Source organism: Chryseobacterium foetidum (assembly GCF_025457425.1).
In the GTDB taxonomy this organism is placed as follows: domain Bacteria; phylum Bacteroidota; class Bacteroidia; order Flavobacteriales; family Weeksellaceae; genus Chryseobacterium; species Chryseobacterium foetidum.
This window is the reverse complement of sequence record NZ_JAMXIA010000001.1, coordinates 737,009-758,583: the sequence shown is the minus strand read 5'-3', so window position 1 is coordinate 758,583 and position 21,575 is coordinate 737,009. Positions and strand designations below refer to the sequence as shown.

The window sequence follows — 21,575 nt, the reverse complement described above, 5'->3', positions numbered from 1 at the left end:
AAATCTTTACATTCATTAAAGTAAAATAAAAAGTACAATCGTCATAGCAATATGGAGATTGCCGAGAAAATAACAATGCCAAAAAAGGAGAAAGAAAATATCATCTCGCAGACCGTATCGAATTACGGCGGAAAACTGATGTCTTTTATTCGCCCGAAAGTGAAAAATACCGAAGATGCGGAGGATATTCTGCAGGAGGTTTGGTATCAGTTCAGCAGTTTGACCAATCTTTCTGAAATTGTAAATGTCGGCGGATGGCTGTATCGCGTCACTTCCAATAAAATCATAGACAAATACAGGAAAAAGAAAACTGAAAATCTTGAGGATTTCGTCTACGAAGATGAAGATGGTTCGTTTTCTATAAAAGATATTTTGCTTTTGGATGAAAGTGCCGGACCGGATGTGAAAATGTTTCAGGATGAGATTTGGAAAAAATTGTTTGAAGCTTTAGAAGAACTTCCTGAAAAACAGAAACTGGTTTACATGGAAAATGAGCTGAACGACAAAACGCTACAGGAAATTGCCGATGAACAGGGAGAAAACATAAAAACCATCATCAGCCGCAAAAATTACGCGGTGAAGCATTTGAGAAACAGATTGAGACAGTTGTACGAAGATTTAAATAATTAGAAATAAATAAAATGAACAATAAATATAAAAAAAGCTGGGCACTTTTAATTTTATGTCCGCCATTGATTTTCCTTGCTGTTGGGCTGATTGTGATGTGGCTCTGGAACTGCATTTTGCCTGAAGTTATTGGTGTGAAAACGATTAATTACTGGCAGGCGATGGGAATTTTGGTGTTGAGTAAAATTCTTTTTGGGGGTTTTCACGGAAAATTCGGAAGAGGAATGAGGGATATGAAGGAGAAGCATCTGCAGCATAAAATGGAAGGAATGTCTGACGAAGAAAAAGAAAAATTCAAAGAAGTTTGGAGACAGAAATGCGAAAACGGATTCTTCAACCGCAACAAAAAAACAAACGAGTAGTTTAAAATTTTTAAGAAGTAGTAAAGTAAAAATCAAAACGAATTCGTCATTATAAAAACAAGAAGTAGTAAAATTTAAAATTTAAGAAAATGAAAAATTCAGTATTAAAAGGTGTTCTTGGAGCACTTGCCGTTGCCGGAGTTGCAATGGTTGCCAAAAAAGTTATCGAAAGAAAAAGATTTGTAAGAGGTATTTTCAACGAATACGGAATCAAAGAAAAATCACCTTTCGGGTTGGCTGACAAAATCAGAGAAATGGATGAAGAGCAATATCAGGAACTGAAAGGGAAGTTCAAAAAAGAATTTGCTTCGAGATGTTGCCGAAAAAATGCGGGAAAAGAAGATTTTGCAGAAGCATAATCAAAAATAACTAAATTGAAATTGTTGAATTCCGATACAGATTTGTTTCGGAATTTTTTTGGTGAATATTTTATGCCACGAATGCACAAATATCCTTAAATTCAAATCAACACAACGTTTGTCATTGACTACGTCGAATCTTTGATTTCCGGAGGAACTTCTGCAACGAATCTAAATAATAGTTTACATTCCTTCTGAATGACAAACTCGGTAAATATTAAAGTGAAAAATAAGTCTTGCTTTGCTGAGTGAAACACCTCATTTTTAAATTTAATTACCTTTGAATCGGCGAAACTTCGTTTTGCGAACGAATAATATTCTCAATTATTTAAAGAACCCTTAGCGAACTTTGCGTTTAAAAAATGACCAGCGTCATAAATATGTGCATTCGTGGCATCATTATTTTTGCCACAAAAACAAAATCCTTATTTTTGTTAGCCTAAATGAAAGACTATTACTATTTTCTCGGGATTTCTCGTGATGCTTCGGATGAAGACATCAAAAAATCATACAGAAAACTTTCATTAAAATACCATCCCGATAAAAACCAAAACGATGTTTTTTTTGCCGATCGTTTTAAAGAAATTCAGGAAGCGTATGAAACGCTGAGTGATAAAGGGAGAAGAATTACCTACGATCAGAATTTAGAAAGTTTACAGAAAAGTTTCAGATATACCGTTCCGCCATCGATTAAAACTTTTTCGGCAAATAAAATTCATGCGAAAAAAGGAGAGGAAATCATCATCACATGGCAGACACAGAACACTGATGTAGTGAAAGTTTTACCCTTTGGATTGGAGAAAGCTTACGGAGAAAGAGTTTTTAAGATCACTGAATTCAAAAACGGAAAGTTCCAGCTGCTGCTGCATGCGACCAATTCACTTTTGCATAAGACGGTTGTTCAGGGAATTACGATTACAGAAGTTTTTGAATCTGACGGTGAGAAATTCAGAGACAGAGCGGAGGAATTATTTAAACCACAATCACGAACAGTGATTAATAAAAGAGGTTATCCTAAGATCATGTTTTTGATCTGGGGAATTATTATTTTAGCAATTCTTATTTATTTTTGGATTATTGATGCTGTGTAAATTCAAGGTTTAAAATTCAGAATTCAAAGTTCAAAGTTTCCGAATTGCAAACTTCCATCATCCAACACTCAGCTCTAAGCCAGCTTCTTATTCCCCGGGCATTTCTTGCAACGCTTTCCTTTTTTGAATTTCTTACAGCAAGATTTTTTATCGCCACAGAAGATTTCTTCAGTATTCAATTGAAATGCGGGAGCCAAAGGAGCAATTTTGAAAGGTACAGTCATATTCATACTGCAAATATATTAATTTAGAATAAATATAATTAATAAAATTTCAATTTTCTTTAAATGCTGATTAACAAATGATTTGAGAATGTTTTTGGCTTTAAATTGCAAAGAAATCTTAAATATATCATCACGTAAAAAGGTCGTTAGCTTTTCTGAGTGAAATCGAAAATTCGACGAAGTCAAACGGTTTTTGTGAAACTAAAAAACAGTCAGATGCAAAAAAAAATGGGTTTTTTATGTTCAGAAAGAGTCAGTATTTCATGGGATATCAGGTAAAATCGCTTCCATAGAAGATTTAAATAAATTCCATTTTATCACCTTTAATCAGACATTGCGAAGTTTCAAAACTAATATTTTAATGTCAATTGTAAAAAGCCAATCGCCGACAGCGACTTAGGTTGTGAATCTGCTTAAAAAAACGTAATTTTACGAATCTTTTTTTACAAACAAAATCTAATATAAAAAATGAATACAGAACAGTTTGTGAGCCGTCACATTTCCTTAAATGAAGCCGATAAACAGGCGATGCTGGAAAAAGTTGGCGTTTCAAGTATTGAGGAGTTAATTTCCCAAACAATACCTTCTTCCATCCGTTTAGCCAAGGATTTAGACATTTCAGAACCACTTTCAGAATACGAAATGATTCGACATTCAAAAGAACTGGCTATGAAAAATGCTGATTTTACCAATTATATCGGCTTCGGATATCACAATACGCTTTTACCGGCGGCTATCAAAAGAAATATTTTTGAAAACCCAAGCTGGTACACAGCCTACACGCCGTACCAGGCAGAAATTGCACAGGGAAGACTGGAAGCTTTGCTTAATTATCAGACCGTAATTTGTGACCTGACAGGTTTTGCTTTGGCTAATGCGTCTTTACTGGATGAGTCTACGGCAGCAGCAGAAGCAATGCACATGTTTTTTAATAACAGGACAAAAGATCAGAAGAAGGCAGGAGCAAACAAGTTCTTTATTTCAGACTTGGTGTTGCCTCAAACTGTTTCGGTTCTTAGAACTAAAGCAGAAGGTTTAGAAATAGAAATCGTACAGGGAGATCACAAAGCTCACCAGTTGGATGCTTCTTTCTATGGAGTTTTATTACAGTATCCTGGTAAAAACGGAATCGTTTTAGACTATACAGAAGATATTGTAGAATATAAAAAATTAGATCTACAGGTTGTTTTAGCTTGTGATCCGATGGCTTTAGTTAAACTGAAATCTCCGGCCTCCATGGGTGCTGACTGTGCGGTAGGAACTTCACAGAGATTTGGTGTACCGATGGGTTACGGTGGTCCTCACGCAGCATTTTTCTCTTGTAGAGAAGAGTACAAAAGAGATATTCCGGGAAGAATTATCGGGGTCTCTCAGGATGCTTACGGAAAACGTGCTTTGAGAATGGCTTTGCAGACAAGAGAGCAACATATCAAAAGAGAGAGAGCTACGTCAAATATCTGTACGGCTCAGGTTCTTTTGGCTGTTATGGCTGGAATGTACGCTGTTTACCACGGTCCGAAAGGATTAAATTTCATCGCAGATCAGATTCATTATAAAGCCAATGCACTTAAAAAAGGATTAGTAACCTTAGGTTATGATGTTGCAGAAGAGCCGATCTTTGACACTGTAAAAATCTTTATGAGTGAAGAAGAAAAGACAAGACTTCTCAGAATGATGAAGGATCATAAGATCAATCTGAATTATTTCACAGAAGGTGTTGTAAGTATCGCCATCAATGAAAGTTCGACAGTTGAGAAGCTTGACGATCTGATGTCTTCATTCGGTTATTTTAAAGAAAAACAGGTTTCAAAATTAGAATTGAAAGAGGAATACAGTATTCCTGATGATTTGTTGAGAAAAGACGAAATTCTGACGGAAGAAGTATTTAACAAATACCATACAGAAACAGAATTGATGCGTTACATCAAACGTTTGGAGAGAAAAGATCTTTCTTTAACGCACTCAATGATTTCTTTGGGATCCTGTACAATGAAACTGAACGCAGCGACTCAAATGTTGCCTCTATCTTGGGGTGAGTGGGGAAGTGTGCACCCTTTCGTACCTGTAGACCAGGCGAAAGGATATCAGGAAATGATTCTTGAACTTGAAAAGGATTTGGCTGAAATCACCGGCTTTGCGGGGACTTCACTTCAGCCAAACTCAGGGGCTCAGGGAGAATATGCAGGTTTGATGGTGATAAGAGAATATCACATTTCACGAGGCGAAGGTCACAGAAATGTAGTGCTTATTCCTCAGTCTGCACACGGAACCAATCCGGCTTCTGCAGCAATGGCTGGAATGAAAATTATTGTTGTTAAAAACCTTGAAAGCGGAGAAATAGATTTCGAAGATTTCAAAGCAAAAACAGAACAGCATTCTGCAAATTTATCTTGCGTGATGATTACCTATCCGTCGACTTACGGATTCTTTGATGCCAACATTAAAGAGATTACAGCGCTTGTTCATGAGCACGGCGGACAGGTTTATATGGACGGTGCCAATATGAACGCTCAGGTAGGATACACAAGTCCTGGAAATATTGGTGCAGACGTTTGTCACTTAAATCTTCACAAAACCTTTGCTATTCCTCACGGAGGTGGAGGTCCTGGAGTAGGCCCAATCTGCGTGGCTAAACATTTGGTTCCTTTCTTACCATCAAATGCGAACATTAAAGTGGGAACTAAAGATTCGATTGAAGGTATTTCTGCTGCGCCTTACGGTTCAGGTTTAATTCTGAATATCTCTTATTCTTACATTAAAATGTTAGGAACTGACGGATTGAAAAAAGCAACTGAGCACGCAATTTTAAATGCTAACTATTTAAAAGAAATTTTAGCAGAACACTTCCCAATCTTATACTCAAATACTGAGGGTAGGGTTGCACACGAGTGTATCGTAGATTTCAGACAGTTCAAATCTTTAGGAATTGAAGTGGCTGATGTTGCCAAAAGACTGATGGATTATGGTTTCCACGCTCCTACGGTTTCTTTCCCGGTTGCCGGAACATTGATGATCGAACCAACAGAATCTGAAAACAAAGCTGAAATCGACCGTTTTGCTGAAGCGCTTATCTCAATCAAACAGGAGATTGACGAGATCGCAAATGGTGAAGCAGACCAAGCAAACAACGTACTGAAAAACGCTCCTCACACCGAGCAGATCGTTATTTCTGATTCCTGGGACAAACCTTACAGCAGAGAAAAAGCAGCTTATCCTTTGGATTGGGTAAGAGAGCACAAATTCTTTGCCTCAGTTTCAAGAGTTGATGAAGCTTACGGAGACAGAAACCTGGTTTGTACTTGTGAGCCGATTGAAGCTTATATGTAATTCAAAGTTTTTTTATATAATAAATCCCTTTCAGTTTTGAGAGGGATTTTTTTTTAGCGTAAAATTTTTTTGAGTGGAGTTTTATTTAAAACATTTACTTTTGATTGTAATAAATTCTTTAAAAAACTGTCATTGTTTGATTTATGTTTGTGCATTTTATCCTGTGATTGCAATTCCTTAAATATAATACTATAAAATAGAAAGAAAAAATGAGCAGAATATGATTGCAAATGCTTTAAGAATTAGGCTTCACAAACATGATTATCCCTGCTCATATTCTTGCTCGAAACCATACAGGTTTGTTTGAACATAAAGTTCTTCCTATGCCAGACTTTGTCCTATCAGTAAGTGAGTACTTAATACGACCCTGTTCCAGAGGTTAATGGTAATTATGGCAGTTATAATATCTGCAATTTGACTTTCGCTAAAAAACTGTAATGCGGTTGAATAGGTGTCATCTGACAATCCATTTTGATGGATTAATGTTATCTCTTCCGTTATCGCCAACACTACTTTTTCTTCTTCCGTAAAAATATCTTCAGCCTCTCTCCAAGCATTCAATAAAAAAATTCGTTGGTTTGTATCACCATTTTTAATTGCCTCTTGAGTGTGAATGTTAATACAATAGGCACAGCCATTAATTTGTGATGCTCGGATCTTTATAAGATCTTTGGCTGTTTCAGATATTGAAGCCTTTGAAAGATACATTTCTAAACCAACCATTGCTTTTAGTGCGCTTGGTGCAACTTCCTTAAAGTTAAATCGTTTTTGCATTATATAATTCTTTTAAAATTGTTTACTGCAAAATTGGAAAATAAGAAAATAAAAAAACTTAAACTGGTTTAAGAAAGAAGCCTCCTTCAGATTTCGCTTAAATATTCGGGAGTGAAACCTGGATAAGAAGCGATTAAATATTGGGGAACACGTTGCATAAATTCGCAATGATTTCTCACAGCTTGGAGTTTTGATTTATGTTTGCACAGTTCACGCTAGCAACAGGATTATTTTTTTTCAAGTTTTTCGATAGCTTTGAGAATTAAATCTCTGTTTTTATGCGATGCAATCCATCTTGGTATCCTGCTTCCTAAGCTTTTGTTACTCATATTTTCAATATTTCTTTCTCTCAGTTTAGCCGAAACAAAAGCTTTGATAAAGTTCAAATGTTGATAATTATGTGCCCAAAATAAATTTTCTCCAACGTACATTGATAGCCATAATGGTAATTGAAAATATGGGTCAATTCCTCCTCCAATTACAACTATATTTTTAAATAAATTATTAGGATTTTTTATGTTTGAATGTCCACTATATTCTTTTTCAGGAGTTTTACTGAACCCGCAATACGTACAAATTACTTTCACATTTTCATCATAAAATTTTTCAGATTTTACGATTGCTTTTTTATCACAATTCGGACAAATCACATAGACTTCTCCAGTAAAATCATAAACTAAAATTTCGTAAGAATTTTTATTGCGGATTTGATTCATTAAAATTTTGTGTTTTGTCTTATAATCTTGTTAGGATACAGCTTTTTAAATATTGCTTTATTATAAAAAGTGCTTAAAATGTTTGATTTTTTCACAGTTCATGTTGGCAGTAGTGCTTTGTCAATCGTTATATGGGTCCATAATTCCATTAGGTTTATGTCCTTGTTTTTGTTTTAGTTGATTTTTGTTAATACTTGTCAATATTTCGTTTGAGTAAATATATTTCTGTTCGCCTATCATAAGTTTATATCTTAATTTGGTATTTATCTTTCCTGAAAATTTCGGAACAGTAAATTCCCAATACTCATTTTGTTTTAAATAAACTTGGTGATAACTATTTCCACACGAACTACTTGGCAAATATTCTATCGGTTTCCACTCATTTTTGTATAATACTTCTGCTATAACATAAAGTCGGCTGTCAGACGCATCAAGTTTGGTAATGGTGTCGCTTTTGTTGACGATATAAAATCTGTAGCCATTAAATTTGTCATTTATTGTAACTAAATTTGTCGTGTCGATTTTTAAAAACAAACCATTTTCGGAAAAATCATTCTTGGCGTTAATAATTTTAGGTAAGTTTTCTGAACCACCAAATCCACCCAAAGCGGTAGAATCTTCAATGCTTGATTGAGCATAAATGTTTCCACGAAGCATAAAGTCAATGACCAAATCTTTTTTTGTCTGTCCAAAAGTTATTGAGGAAAGAAGCAATAAAAATACAAATATTATTGTCGTGTGTTTCATATTTCGTCGGATTTTCAGCATTACTGCCAACGTTTCGGGTATTGGCGAAGGCAGGGCAATCGAAGCACTACCGTTCGGCTAATGTACAAAAGTTCAATAGAAGCACAAAAGCCGAAGTTTGCACTTCAGCCCTGCTTTTGCCAATACCTTGTTAGCGGATGCCCTTCTTCTTAGTTCTGTCTGATTTTAAATTTGTTCTAAAAAATCTTCAGTTTCAGTAGTAAACAATTACCTCAGTTTTACCAAAAAAACCAACGTAAACCTCATTTTTTATAGAAATAAATCTATTACATCTCCTGCGCCGTCGGTCTAAAAATAACTTCATTAATATCCACATCTTCTGGCTGGCTGATGGCGAAAGCTACTACACGGGCAAAACTGTCCGGACTGATGCCCACTTCGCCCACATAATCTTTATTGGCCTGCTGAATATCTGCTTCGGAAATATGTTCCAGCAATTCTGTTTTTACAGCTCCGGGGCAGACAATCGTGGTACGGATGTTATAGGGTTTCACTTCCATTCGCAGGCCTTCGGTTAAGGCACGAACTGCATATTTGGTAGCAGAATAAACAGCAGAACCATTGAACACTTTATGACCGGCAACAGATGCTGTGTTGATAATCTGACCAAATTTTTGTTCCTTCATATACGGAAGAACCGCAGCAATACCATTCAGTACACCTTTTATGTTCACATCTATCATCGAGTTCCACTCCTCCACATTAATTCTGTCCATAGGCGACAAAGGCATTATTCCGGCGTTGTTTAAAATCACATCTACTTTGCCAAATTGTTTTACAGCCGTATCTACAAGATTTTTTACCTGTTCCAGATGGATTACGTCTGCTTTTACGGCAAGTGCTTTTCCGCCGGTTTCATTGATTTGTTTTGCTAACTGTTCAATTTTTTCGGCTCTTCTTGCGCCAAGAACTACTGTTGCACCCAATTCAGCTAAATGTTTTGCGGCAGCTTCGCCCATTCCGCTGCTTGCACCGGTAATAACTATTACTTTATTTTTGATATTATTTTCCATAATTGATTGTTATTTTATTTTAAATGATTTCTTCCAGGCAAGTATCAGTATTCTACCTGTGCCTGCTGTTTGGCATCGTAGCGGTCTCCAACAATTCCTATTTTTGCTATTTTGGTTTCAAGTTCAGTAATTTCTGCCAGAGATAATGTAAAATCTGCGGCTCTGAAATCTTCTTCTAAATGTGAAAGTTTGGTGGTGCCGGGTAATGGAACGATGAAAGGATATTTTGAAAGCATCCAGCTGAGGCATATTTGGGAAGAGGTCATTCCTCTCGTTTTGCCAAATTCATTCAACACATCTACAATGCGAAGGTTTTGCCTTATAGCATCGGGCTGAAATCTTGGCCAGGCTCCACGAATATCATTTGTTTTTAAATCAGAATATTCATTCAAATTTCCGCCCAACAAACCTCTACACAACGGACTGTATGCCACAAAACCTATTTCCAGCTCCTGTAAAGTAGAAAAAATAAACTCTTCCGGCAGTCTGGTCATTAAAGAATACTCGCTTTGCACCGCCGTTACTGGACAAACGGCGTGAGCTTTCCGGATGGTTTCTGCCTTTGCTTCGCTAAGCCCGAAATGCAATACTTTTCCTTCTTTTATAAGGTCTTTTACGGTTCCGGCAACATCCTCAACCGGAACATTTTTATCTACCCGATGTTGATACAAAAGGTCAATTCTGTCGGTTTGCAAACGTTTGAGCGATTGTTCCACCACTTTGCGAATATGCTCCGGCTTGCTGTTTAAAGCATTGGTACCATCAATGGCAAATCCGAATTTTGTGGATATTGCTACTTGATTTCGGAGGGGTTTCATAGCTTCGCCCACGAGTTCTTCATTGATGTATGGACCATACACTTCGGCAGTATCAAAAAAATCACAGCCACGTTCTGCCGCATTCCGTATCAGTTTCAACATTGTTTTATGGTCTGGGTGAACGCCACGACCCGTGTGCATACCCATACAACCCAACTGAATTGCAGAAACCTTCAAAGGATTTTTTTTCGAGCCCAAGGTCCTCTTTTTAGTGAGTATAGTACCAAGGTTGTTGTCTTTCATTTTCTTGTCAGCAACATTCCTGTCCGATGAACCAAAACTCATCAGCGTTCCCGAAGCTACTGTTGCCAAACTCAATACAGAAGCCGCTTTCAGGAAGTCTCTCCGCATTAGGGGATTGGTTTTTTTATTTTCATTTTTCATATTCGCCACTTTTTATCAGTTATATAAATGATTTTACAGCGTTTATAAACAGTTGATTTTTCTTTGCCAGAAGTTGTTCTCAACAAATTACTTTACACTTTTATAAACTTCATCCGTCACAACTTCCTGCCAGTTTACAATTCCTTTTTCGGTGTTGGGGACGATGTATAGTTGCTGTAAACCTACCTCTGCACTGGCTCCGTGCCAATGACGGACGTTGGGTGGGCATTTTACCACACTTCCTTTTTTTATGACTTCAATTGGCTGTCGTTCTATCTGATGGTAGCCAATTCCGTCTGTAATAATTAAAATCTGTCCGGCTGGATGACTGTGCCAATTGCTTCTTGCGCCGGGTTCAAAATAGACATTGCCTACCGCCGTTGTGAGCAGACTGTCTGCATCTACCAAACCAATATTGTAGGCATTTCCGGTAAAATTTTCGCTTGCCCCTTTTTCGCCTTTCGGGAAAATTTCTGTTAATTCACTTTTATCTGTTTCCATTTTTTCCTGATTTTTATTGTTGCACGATAGCAGGATTATCGCCAAAACGGCTATCACTGAAAAGTTTTTTAAATTCTTTTTCATTATGATTGATATTTAATTGTTCTCAAGTTTCACCACCACATTTCCATTGCCCAAAGCCTCGGCAAGCCCGGTAGGATTATCGATATTTCCCAGTTTTGAATAGCTGTAAGAGGTATTAAAATTTTTATAAAAAAGCACCAGCGTATTGCTTCCGTACAGCATTAAATCGCCGTTTTTAATTGCACCACCAACCGATGCATTGGTGGGAAGCGGATTGGGTAAATCGAAGTATTTTTCGTTGCTATTCAATTCTGCCATATTTACCGTAAGGGGCAACAGGGGTTTAAAAGCTGTCGCACTTGAATTGCCGTACAGCGTTGCGGTAAAAACTGCGGTGCCAATGGTAATTTTCATTTTTGTTGTGGATGGATTGGTGTTTACACTGCCGTTATTTTCGGTTGAAGTAGGTTCATCTTCTTTACTGCAACTTGCGGTGCAACAGGAAAATGTAAACAGAACGGCGATAATTGGTATTAGAGATTTCATACCTGTTATTTTAAAATGTTGAGGCATCAATTACATATCTGTATCTCGCTTCTTTATTCACCACTTTGTCCCACGCATCGTTTATTTCTGAGGCTTTAATGATTTGGATTTGCGGATAAATTCTGTTGTCGGCACAGTAATCCATCACTTCCTGGGTTTCGGGAATACCGCCAATCAGCGAGCCGTTGAAATTGACACGGTTAAAAATCATATTGAAATTATTGATGGTCAATTCGCCGTTTACAGGCTGTCCAACCTGCGTGAAATAGCCGTACTTTTTCACACAGTCGATGTAAGGCGACATTTCAAACGCATACGGAACGGTAGAAATCATAAAGTCGAGTTTACCTTTGTACGGCTGTAAATCTGTTGCCGATTGTACCACGATAACTTCTTTTGCCCCAAAACTTTTAATGTCATTTACTTTTGAAGGCGATGTGGTAAATGCATACACTTCCGCACCTTTCGATACGGCTAATTTCACAGCGATATGCCCCAAACCGCCGATGCCAATCACACCGATTTTATCTCCTTTTTTGAAATTGACCTTCATCATTGGCGAATAGGTGGTGATACCCGCACAAAGCAGTGGCGCTGCATATTTCAGGTCAATGGTTTTAGGGATTTTAATGGCAAAATGTTCGGTTACCACAATATTGTTGGCGTAGCCACCCTGGGTAATTCCGGTAGGCGATGAGGCTTCGGGCGTACCATACGTGCCTACCATTCCGCCTGTTTCGCAGTGATGTTCTTCGCCGCTTTTACAGCTTTCGCATTGCATACAGCTGTTTACCATACAGCCCACACCGGCCTGGTCGCCCACTTTAAATTTGGTCACATTTTTACCAACCGCCGTTACAATACCTGCAATTTCGTGCCCCGGAACCTGCGGATATTTTTGCGGTCCCCAATGGCCTTTTATGGTATGAATATCCGAATGGCAAATACCAGAATATTTAATTTCAATTAAAACATCATTGTCGCCCACGGCTCTTCTTTCAAAATTCCACGGCGCCATTTTTCCGGCTGCATCTTTTCCTGCGTAGCCTCTTGCTTTTATATTTTTACTCATTGTTCTGTTATTGGTTTGTGCGAAAATCTGCAGCGGTCCGGCAAGCGCCAAACCTGCACCCGCAATCGTTGTCTGTTGTATAAATTTTCTTCGGGAATTGTGATTATCGTTTGACATATTTTTTCGTTTTAAGTGTAGATATTTTTAATAATTTTTGCAGGAATTCCACCTACGATAACATTGTCCGGAACATCCGCTGAAACAACTGAACCTGCTGCTACAACAGCGTTCTCGCCAATCGTTACCCCTTGCAGAATGGTTGCGTTGGCACCAATCCACGCATTTTTTTTGATATGGATAGGTTTTGGAACTAAGGATTGTCTTTCTGCAGGATTGATGGGATGCCCTTCGGTAAGCAAACTCACTTTTGGTGCAATCAATACATTGTCTTCAATGGTAATGCCGCCCAAGTCGAGAAACACACAATCGAAATTGATGAATACATTTTTGCCTATTTTGGTATGCTTTCCGTAATTGATGTGCAAAGGCGTAAAAACGGTAACACTTTCGTGAATTTCCGTTGCTGTAATATGGCTTAAAATCTGTCTGATTTCTGATGGTTCAGTAGCGGTATTCATCTGTACCGCCAGTTTTTTTGTTGCAAACGAAGCTTCACGCATTTTGTATGCTTCGGCATCGCTGGAAGAAATGGTTTCGCCATTTCTCAACCGTTCAAAAATATCTGCTGTTGCCATTGTCTTATTTTTACAGACAAAGGTAGCCAGATGCAAACCGTGTTTTGTTACATTTATAGCGCAAAAAATGTCAAATATTACGTATTTTAGTTTTAAAATTGTTGCGATGCCGAAAAATACCCTTCCAAAAATCATTTTTCTTGAAATAAAAGACGATACTGCTTTTACTGAAAGTATGCTGAAACAGTATCATACGCATTTGTTCTGCCATCGTGGAAGCATCAAATTTTTGTTTAATGAAACGCCGATGACCTGCAAAGCCGGACAGTTTCTGTTTTGGTTTGCCGAAAGCAGACTGGCGCAAATACAGACCAGTAAAGGGTTTAAAGCCACTGTGCTGCTGGTGGAAAAAGATTTTCTTACCGATAATATTCCAGACCAGGGATGGAGTATCAATGCGCAATTACATTCGAGGGTTTTTCCGGTAAAAAATATTGCGGGGATGGAAGAAAAAGAAAGAATTCTGAACAATTTCAAATGGATGAACCAGCGTTTTAATGAAACGGAACACCGCTTTTACGATGAAGCACTGAACCTTCAAATGCGCATTTTCATCCTGGAAATGTGGCAAACTTTTGCTAATGAATACGAGCAGCGCCGCCACAGCCTGCAAACAGGAACGCTGTACCAGCAATTCATCCATCTGTTGCAGCAGCATTGCCTCACAGAGCGGGAAGTGCAGTATTACAGCAATATGCTGAACATCACACCCAAATATCTCAACCACCTCTGCAAAATCCACTCAGGCATTACCGCATCGGAATGGATACAGCGCCACGCCAAAGAACGCCTGTTGATTTTACTGCAAAACCAAAACCTGAACATCTCCGAAATTGCCGACGAAATGCATTTTTCGAGCCGCTCGTTTTTTACAAGATACGTGAAAAAGGTTTTGGGCGTGAGCCCGAGTGCGTTTAGGAATAGGGTGAGGTAGCCAATGTCTGTCGTTTTGCGTTGGCTTGGTAGGGTTTCCGCTAATGTTTCGGGGCTTTGCGATGGTGGGGCAATCGAAGTACAAATCTTCAATTTTGTACAAGAGTTGAACCGAAGAAATATCGTTGAACTTTGCAGTTTCGCCCCACTATTGCAAAACCCTTCCTATGTTTGCAATTCCTTAAATTTATTAAATATAAACTATAAAAAAGAAAGAACGAATGAGCAGAATAAGATAGGCAAACCCTTTAAGCATTTAAGCTTCACTAACATGATTATCCCTGCTCATTTTCTTGCTCGAAACCGTACAGTTTATTTGAACATAAAGTTCGTGTTAGGATCGTTGGTTGCAGTCAAGAATTGTTCTCTCAAGAAAGAATAAAAGTATAAAAAATGGAAGAAAAAAACAACTACTGCGGTATTGATGTTTCCAGCGAGACGTTAGATCTTTATTTTAAAAATAAAGAAGGAGTTCTTCAACATTTACAGGTCACAAATACGGTTACCGGATTTCGGAAAATGATCCGATCAGCAGGCCGGGAAACTCACTTTGTGATGGAAGCTACGGGAGTTTATCACCTTCATTTGATTTTCTTTTTAAAGGAACAGAATATTGCTTTCAGTGTTGTGGATGCGCTGCAGATCAAGCGCTACATCCAGATGCATTTGGAACGCAATAAATCAGACAAAAAAGATGCGAAACGAATCTATGAATATGGTGTTGAACGCCGACCTGAAATTTACGCAATGCCCGATACAGAGTACTTTGAGTGCCGTTCTTTAAATAATGCGATCCATGATCTGACGAAAGAAATTACCAAGTTCAGCAATCAGATTCACAGCATTAAAAAGTGTCCTTTTGATACAAAAACGATTGAAAAAAGCTTTGAGAAAATCATCAAAAAACTTCGGGAAGAGAAGTTGAATTTAGAGATAATTCTGCAACAGAAACTCATTGCCTGGGAAGCAGAAATGTTGAAATTGGTTACCAGCGTAAAAGGCATTGGCAGAAGAGCTGCAGCAGAACTGATCATCTATACCCAAGGTTTTAAAGACATGAATTCGTATAAACAACTGATCTCTTATGCAGGTCTGAGTCCCACAGAATATCGGAGCGGAAGCAGCATCCGTGGACGGGTCCGTATCTGCAAACAGGGCGGAAAACAGTTGCGCCATATTCTGTACATGTGTGCCCTAAATGCGAAGAAGACCAATGCTCAATGTAAGACCCTTTTTGACCGACTGGTAGAGAAAGGAAAAAACAAAAAAGCAGCTGTAATTGCAGTGTGCAACAAGCTGCTCAAGATTGTATTTGGGGTGGTAAAAAACAAAACAGCGTACCAGGATAATTTTTTTGTAAAAAGTGCCTAAAATGTTTGGTTTTTTACACAGTTCATGTTATCTGCAGTTATCTTTTCACTTTATTCTTTATAATTTTCAAGTATTTTTTTTTCTTCTTCATATTTATGATGAGGAAATGTTTGAACTCCAGTAATACAAGTTTCAGGTAATACTGGTAGAAAAGCACTTCCTTTTTCAGTAATAAGTTGTATTCCACCCGTACAATAATATTTAATTATTTCTATAAATCTTTCGGTATCATTTTCTTTGTTCATCATAACTTCGTTGAAAATATTAATTTCATTTTGAATTAATTTTTTCTTCAAAGATTTTATGTAAATGAAATTTATTAGAAGAATTGCAAAAAGAACAGTAGATACTTTCCAATTAAAAAAAAGAAAAATTACTCCAGAAATAAAGAAAATGATATTTAGAAAACTGAATATTCTAGTTTTCTGAAATAAATCAACTCCACGAGCTTGTGCTAGTCTTTTTATATCTGGATTAGTTTGTATTTTATGTTGTGAAATCATTTCTTCAAATTCTGTCCAATAATTTGAAAAACTTATACTACTTTTTATAACAGGGTCAGTTAGATTTTCTCCAAATGATTCTTTAAGAATTTTTAAAATGTAAAGGTTTCGTTTAATATCCATAGTTTTTTTAATTGCAGATAACTTTCAGATTGACGCATTGCGTCAATCCAAACTATAATCAAATATAACAAAAATCTTCAACAGTTGATTCATTAAAATCCCTTCAAGTCAATTAACTTTATAGAAAAAATTAAGTTTTAAGCTTCATTAAAATTAATATTATCGACTCCTTTCTCCCAATGATTTTCAGTCCATTAAAATTAATTTAACTTAGTGTAAATAATATGATTTAAAACGTAATTATTTGATTTTTAATAAGGTAGCAGGATGGGGCAGGATGCTCATATTTGCCAATGTGGGTAGATTGGTTAACACAAAATTAATATTAAATGAACAAGAAAACTTTACTCATGAAGCAAGCTCTAAAATCTTTGCTGGTATGTGGATTGACTTTATCCGCGGCGGGTTTAGATGCGCAGACTTTGGCTTTTCCCGAAGCTACAGGTTTCGGAAGATTTACGACAGGGGCAAGAGGTGCTGCCAATCCTCAGATCTATCTGGTAACGAATTTGAATGACAGCGGACCTGGTTCTTTCCGTGATGCGGTGAGCCAGCCGGGAAGATTTGTGATCTTTAAGGTGGGAGGAATTATCACTCCGCAGTCCGTGATTGCAGTTGCTCCCAATACTACAATTGCAGGGCAAACCGCTCCCGGAGAAGGGATTTTATTTTTAGGTTCCAGAGTTTCTTTTTCAGGTTCAAATAATACCATCGCAAGATATGTCCGTATCAGATATGGTGGCACGGCTCAGAATCAGGATGCATCAGGGATTTCAAATGGTGCCAATATCATTTTGGATCACATGACTTTCAGCTGGGGAACCGATGAGGTTTTCTCTATCAACTGGGATAACAACGGAAACAGCCCGGATAATATTACTATTCAGAACTCTATTATGGGGCAGGGTCTTCACCGTCACAACCACTCTGCAGGAGGGTTGATGCAGCCATCTGCAGGAGGAAAAATCAGTCTTATCGGAAATTTATACACTTCCAATAAAACCCGTAACAACAAAGTAAAAGGAATCAACGAGTTTGTGAACAATGTGGTTTACAACTGGGGGAATTACGGCAATACTTACGGACATACACAATCCGGTGAAGCGTATATCATGGGTGGAGATTCTGCCGGAAGTTCTTTTGTAAATATCATCAACAATTACTTTATCGGAGGCCCGCACACAAGCAATTCGGTGACAACACCTTTCAGTGTGGGAAATGCCAACTTTAATCTCTACGGTCCGGGAAATTATTTTGACAATAATAAAAACGGCACTTTAGATGGTACTTTAGTTCCACAGGATTTAACGGGATTCCCTGTTGGAGATATCAATGCGATACAAACAACTTCGTATGATTATCCGATGAAAAACCCGACATTATCTGCTCTGGAAGCATACAATAAAGTGGTGGCAAGTGTAGGAGCATCTTATCCTAAAAGAGATCAGGTAGATCAGCTGATGATTTCAGATTTGGAAACGAAAGGAACTTCAGCCGCATACGTTTATGTACAGTCTGACTTAACTGCACAATACGGTTTTGTGAACGGTGGTGCAGGTCACATCTACGGCGCGCCGGCTCCTTTAGACACAGATAATGACGGTATGCCGGATGCCTGGGAAACCGCAAACGGATTAAATCCAAACGTTGCTGATGCTTTAAACGTCAGCACCACCAACGCACCTTATCTGAATATAGAAGTGTACATCAACAGTCTTCCGAATACGGTTGCACCGGATTTTGTAAATCCGCCAACGGGAGTGAATTTCACCAATGCACTTACTTCGGGAACACCGGCTGCAAGTTCTTTAACGGTGAACTGGGCAGATAATGCTACCAATGAAACCAGTTATGTTTTGGAACGTTCGCTTTCCAATGCAAATAATTTTGCGGTGATTGCTACACTTCCTGCTAACTCTACAAGTTATAATGACAGTGGTCTTACGCCAAATACGCAGTATTTTTACAGAGTTAAAGCCGTAAATGCCACAGATTCTTCGGTATATTCGTCAAATACTTCTGTGACGACGCCACCCGTACCTTCAGCCCCAACTAAAGCAACAGCTCCAACTCCTGCCAACAATAATTTAAATGTAGATTTTGCCAATGGAAATTTACTTTTAAAATGGACAGGAAGTACCAATACAACCAACTTTACGGTTTATTTCGGAACTGATCCACAGAATTTAACCAATGTGGCAACGGTTCCTTATTCTGCAGCGCCTTCTTATCAGATGAGCAATTTAAGCACGGCAACCAACTATTACTGGAGAATCGATTCTTCTAATACTCTTGGTTCGGTAACAGGTGATGTATGGAATTTCCGTCCTTTGACGCCGTCTTTGGTAGGAAACTGGCCTTTCTCTGAAACACCGGGGGATGGTGAGCAGATTGCTGATGTAACTACTTATGCCAACAACGGAACTTTGAATGTAGCTTACGACAATGCAAGTGTAAGGGTTCCGGGGAAAGAAAATTTTGCTCTGGATCTGGCTACCGCTCCGGGAACTTCAGTCACGCCTTACATAGCAAGCATTCCGCATCAGGAACAGATTATGTTTAATACCAATTCTTTCACGGTTTCTTACTGGATGAAAGCTCCGGCAAGTATGATCCCGTCTTCTTCTGCAACGAGTCTTTATGTATTGTGTAAGGGTTCGATTACTAAAAATACAGCAACGGGTGCAACCGGAAAGCGTTTTAATGTAGAAATGAAAGGTGGCCAGTTAAGATTTGCCATCGATGATGATGTGACTAAAAAGGAAATTACTTCACCTATTGCCCAGTATTTTAACGGAACATGGGTGCATGTGGTTCTTCAGAGAGATATTACGGCTCACAAGATCAGAATTTACAGAAATGGTGTATTCATGACTGAAACTGACGAAACTGCGGTAGGTGGAATTGGTGAAGCGAGTGATTTTGTTATCGGAAACATTGGTGAACTTGAATTCCAGTCTACGGCGAACGCCTCGGCTCCTTACAAAGGTGCATTTGATGAGTTGAAAATGTATAATTATGCTTTAACACCCGCTGAAATCAATGCCCTATACAGTCAGGCAGTGTTGGCAAATGCGGAATTCAGCATCAGCAAAAATGTAGGATCAGTTTACCCGAATCCTGTGAAAGATCAGATCAACATTAAACTTCCTGAGTATAAAAAATCAAGTCTTACGGCTACGGTTATTGATATGAGCGGAAAAGTAATCCTTAAAGAAGAGGTGAAAGCAAACGGAAACGGAGTCTTTCATCTGAATATCGCAGGTAAAAGAGTTTCAGGAAATTATATTCTGAATGTTTCCGGCGACAATCTGAACAGCAATTTTAAAATTATCGTTCAGTAAAAAATAAGAGCACACTTAATTAATTTCATATTCATTAGAAGAGAATCCGTCTCACAACTGAGGCGGTTTTTTTTGGTAATTATTGCAGGATTTCGTATATTTATATCTGATAATCAGATAGTTGTTTATGAATTTTAAGCATTATAATCAAAATCAGTTGGTTTTGTTTCCTTATAGTTTTGAGGATTTGATTCCCGAAAATCATCCTGTTCGGATCGTTAATGATATTTTGGAGAAGGTAAACATTGACCCGCTCCTGAAAGCTTACAGTAAAGAAGGAAATCCCAGTTATCACCCTGTGATGATGCTCAAGGTGATGGTTTTTGCGTATATGAACAATATTTATTCATCGCGGAAAATCGAAAAAGCGCTTCGTGAAAACATCAACTTCATGTGGCTCTCCAACATGAGTATTGTAGATCACAATACCGTGAACCGTTTTCGTGCCCATAAACTTGAAGCCGCCTTCAAAAATATTTTCTCCCAGGTGGTTTTGCTTTTGGCAGAAGAAGGTTTGGTGAGCCTGAAACAGGTGTTTGTAGACGGAACCAAAATTGAAGCACAGGCGGGTCGCTACACTTTTGTCTGGGCAAATTCCATCAAAACCAACAAAGAAAAAATGCTTCGTCAACTGGAAGAGCTCTGGAAATACGCTCAAAGTGTGGCAAAGGAAGAAGATAAAGACCCTGAACCGCCGGAGTTCAAAGAGATCAGCAAAGAAAAAATCCGGCAAACGGCAGAAAATATCAATGCCAAATTAAAAGGCAGCGGGGGTAAAACCGATTCCGACAAAAAAGCCAAAGCCAAACTGAATTACATTAAAAACAATTTTGAGAAAAACCTCGATAAATACGAAGCTCAGGAAGCTATTTTAGCAGAGCGGAATTCCTACAGCAAGACCGATGAAGATGCTACTTTCATGAGAATGAAGGACGATCACATGATGAATGGACAGCTCAAACCGGCTTATAATGCACAGATTTCCACAGAAATCGAAGATTCGACGAAGTCAAAATCAAATCATCGTCAATTATACCATCCATCAGCAAACCAATGATATCAATACTTTGGAGCGTCATTTGGAAAATTTTGAGAAATTGTTTGGTAAAAAAAGAATGGAAGAGTTGGAAGAACTCACTGCCGATGCGGGGTACGGAAGCGAGCAGAACTACGAATTATTGGAACAGAACAATATTACACCATTTGTAAAATACAATACTTTCGACAAAGAGCAGAATGCCCATTATCAGGCGAAACACAAGACTTTCAGCAAAGAAAATCTGCATTACAACGGGGAAGGCGATTTTTATATCTGTCCGATGGGACAAAAGATGGAAAAAACGCACGAAAGCACGCGCAAAACCAAGACCGGTTATCCTCAAAAGCTCTCCCATTATCAGGCTAAAAACTGCTATGGATGCCCAATTAGAGGCGTTTGCCACAGTTCCAAAGAAAACCGAAGCATCGAACGGAACCATCATTTGGAAGATTACAAAGAGAAAATACGAAAGCTTTTAAACAGTGAAAAAGGCATTAAAAAAAGAAAACAACGCTCGGTTGAAGTAGAACCTGTGTTTGCACATCTCAAACATTGCAATAATTTTAAGCGGTTTACCCTCAAAGGTCTGAAAAAAGTAGAATTGGAGTTCGGTTTACACGCTTTAGCACACAATCTAAGAAAGAAAGTTGCCTAAAGAGGACAACTTTTTCTATTTTCCAAAATAATATACATTTTACTGAAATAAAAAATCCGCCTCAAATTTTGTTGTGAGACGGATTCTTTTTTTGTTGGAAACTATCCAGACTTCTTCCCTTTGTTCGAGTCCATCCCTCTGAGGAAGCAGAATGGTGATGGATTAAGCAATCCGGCAATCTTTTTAATGGCTGAAAGTATGTGTTGTGAGAGTGAATTGTTGCTGTGTGTGTTTGTGTAGTTTTCTGGAAGACATTTCGTTTACTTTTTGAGGATAGGAAAAGTGTTTTGCGGTAACCTGATTGCT

18 protein-coding genes and 2 pseudogenes are annotated in these 21,575 nt (G+C 38.1%); 9 read left to right on the top strand and 11 right to left on the bottom strand.

Annotation, left to right across the window (positions count from 1 at the left end; genetic code table 11):
• The first annotated feature begins 75 nt into the window (after positions 1-75).
• The 5 genes from NG809_RS03590 (at position 76) to gcvP (ending at position 5,990) form a co-directional block, all read left to right on the top strand.
• Positions 76-630, top strand: coding sequence for an RNA polymerase sigma factor (locus tag NG809_RS03590; protein WP_262148145.1), 555 nt, complete (start codon positions 76-78; stop codon positions 628-630).
• 11 nt (positions 631-641) lie between these two features.
• Positions 642-989 (top strand): hypothetical protein, encoded by a 348-nt coding sequence (locus NG809_RS03585; protein WP_262148144.1) that lies wholly within the window; start codon positions 642-644, stop codon positions 987-989.
• An 89-nt stretch (positions 990-1,078) separates the two neighbouring features.
• On the top strand, positions 1,079-1,348 hold the full coding sequence (locus NG809_RS03580; RefSeq protein WP_262148142.1) for a hypothetical protein: 270 nt from the start codon (positions 1,079-1,081) through the stop codon (positions 1,346-1,348).
• A 443-nt stretch (positions 1,349-1,791) separates the two neighbouring features.
• Positions 1,792-2,439, top strand: a complete 648-nt coding sequence (locus tag NG809_RS03575; RefSeq protein ID WP_262148140.1) for a J domain-containing protein — start codon at positions 1,792-1,794, stop codon at positions 2,437-2,439.
• Between the two features lie 692 nt (positions 2,440-3,131).
• Positions 3,132-5,990 carry an aminomethyl-transferring glycine dehydrogenase gene (gene gcvP, locus NG809_RS03570; RefSeq protein WP_262148138.1) on the top strand — a complete coding sequence of 953 codons (2,859 nt, stop codon included), beginning with the start codon at positions 3,132-3,134 and terminating at the stop codon, positions 5,988-5,990.
• Between the two features lie 321 nt (positions 5,991-6,311).
• Here the strand turns inward: gcvP and NG809_RS03565 are convergent, their stop codons facing one another.
• From NG809_RS03565 to NG809_RS03520, 10 genes and pseudogenes are all read right to left on the bottom strand, one after another.
• Entirely contained in the window at positions 6,312-6,764 is a 453-nt protein-coding gene (locus NG809_RS03565; protein ID WP_262148136.1) for a carboxymuconolactone decarboxylase family protein, read from the bottom strand.
• 86 nt (positions 6,765-6,850) lie between these two features.
• Positions 6,851-6,928: pseudogene (locus NG809_RS03560) on the bottom strand (Crp/Fnr family transcriptional regulator); the annotation flags it as partial.
• Positions 6,929-6,991: 63 nt separating this feature from the next.
• Positions 6,992-7,480, bottom strand: a complete 489-nt coding sequence (locus tag NG809_RS03555) for a hypothetical protein (protein WP_262148134.1) — start codon at positions 7,478-7,480, stop codon at positions 6,992-6,994.
• 120 nt (positions 7,481-7,600) lie between these two features.
• Positions 7,601-8,227: a hypothetical protein gene (locus NG809_RS03550; RefSeq protein ID WP_262148132.1), complete on the bottom strand. Its 627-nt coding sequence runs from the start codon at positions 8,225-8,227 to the stop codon at positions 7,601-7,603.
• A 287-nt stretch (positions 8,228-8,514) separates the two neighbouring features.
• Positions 8,515-9,261 (bottom strand): SDR family oxidoreductase, encoded by a 747-nt coding sequence (locus NG809_RS03545; RefSeq protein ID WP_262148130.1) that lies wholly within the window; start codon positions 9,259-9,261, stop codon positions 8,515-8,517.
• Between the two features lie 44 nt (positions 9,262-9,305).
• Positions 9,306-10,463 carry an aldo/keto reductase gene (locus NG809_RS03540; RefSeq protein ID WP_262148129.1) on the bottom strand — a complete coding sequence of 386 codons (1,158 nt, stop codon included), beginning with the start codon at positions 10,461-10,463 and terminating at the stop codon, positions 9,306-9,308.
• 87 nt (positions 10,464-10,550) lie between these two features.
• Positions 10,551-11,048: a cupin domain-containing protein gene (locus tag NG809_RS03535; protein WP_262148127.1), complete on the bottom strand. Its 498-nt coding sequence runs from the start codon at positions 11,046-11,048 to the stop codon at positions 10,551-10,553.
• 12 nt (positions 11,049-11,060) lie between these two features.
• Positions 11,061-11,534, bottom strand: a complete 474-nt coding sequence (locus tag NG809_RS03530; protein WP_262148124.1) for a cyclophilin-like fold protein — start codon at positions 11,532-11,534, stop codon at positions 11,061-11,063.
• A 10-nt stretch (positions 11,535-11,544) separates the two neighbouring features.
• The gene (locus NG809_RS03525) at positions 11,545-12,723 is read right to left on the bottom strand and encodes an NAD(P)-dependent alcohol dehydrogenase (RefSeq protein WP_262148122.1); all 1,179 of its coding nucleotides are present in this window, start codon (positions 12,721-12,723) and stop codon (positions 11,545-11,547) included.
• 11 nt (positions 12,724-12,734) lie between these two features.
• Positions 12,735-13,301 (bottom strand): sugar O-acetyltransferase, encoded by a 567-nt coding sequence (locus NG809_RS03520; protein ID WP_262148121.1) that lies wholly within the window; start codon positions 13,299-13,301, stop codon positions 12,735-12,737.
• 67 nt (positions 13,302-13,368) lie between these two features.
• Here NG809_RS03520 and NG809_RS03515 point away from each other — a divergent pair, with 67 nt between their 5' ends.
• Together NG809_RS03515 and NG809_RS03510 are read left to right on the top strand one after the other, a co-directional pair.
• The gene (locus NG809_RS03515; protein ID WP_262148119.1) at positions 13,369-14,235 is read left to right on the top strand and encodes a helix-turn-helix domain-containing protein; all 867 of its coding nucleotides are present in this window, start codon (positions 13,369-13,371) and stop codon (positions 14,233-14,235) included.
• A gap of 392 nt (positions 14,236-14,627) precedes the next feature.
• Positions 14,628-15,605 (top strand): IS110 family RNA-guided transposase, encoded by a 978-nt coding sequence (locus NG809_RS03510; protein WP_262148117.1) that lies wholly within the window; start codon positions 14,628-14,630, stop codon positions 15,603-15,605.
• Between the two features lie 50 nt (positions 15,606-15,655).
• Here the strand turns inward: NG809_RS03510 and NG809_RS03505 are convergent, their stop codons facing one another.
• Complete coding sequence (locus tag NG809_RS03505; RefSeq protein ID WP_262148116.1) at positions 15,656-16,231, bottom strand: hypothetical protein; 576 nt, start codon at positions 16,229-16,231, stop codon at positions 15,656-15,658.
• Between the two features lie 350 nt (positions 16,232-16,581).
• On the opposite strand from NG809_RS03505, the gene NG809_RS03500 reads away from it, so the two are divergent.
• On the top strand, positions 16,582-19,575 hold the full coding sequence (locus NG809_RS03500; protein WP_262148114.1) for a LamG-like jellyroll fold domain-containing protein: 2,994 nt from the start codon (positions 16,582-16,584) through the stop codon (positions 19,573-19,575).
• A 127-nt stretch (positions 19,576-19,702) separates the two neighbouring features.
• Positions 19,703-21,269 (top strand): annotated as a pseudogene (locus NG809_RS03495) (IS1182 family transposase).
• The last annotated feature ends 306 nt before the right edge of the window (positions 21,270-21,575 follow it).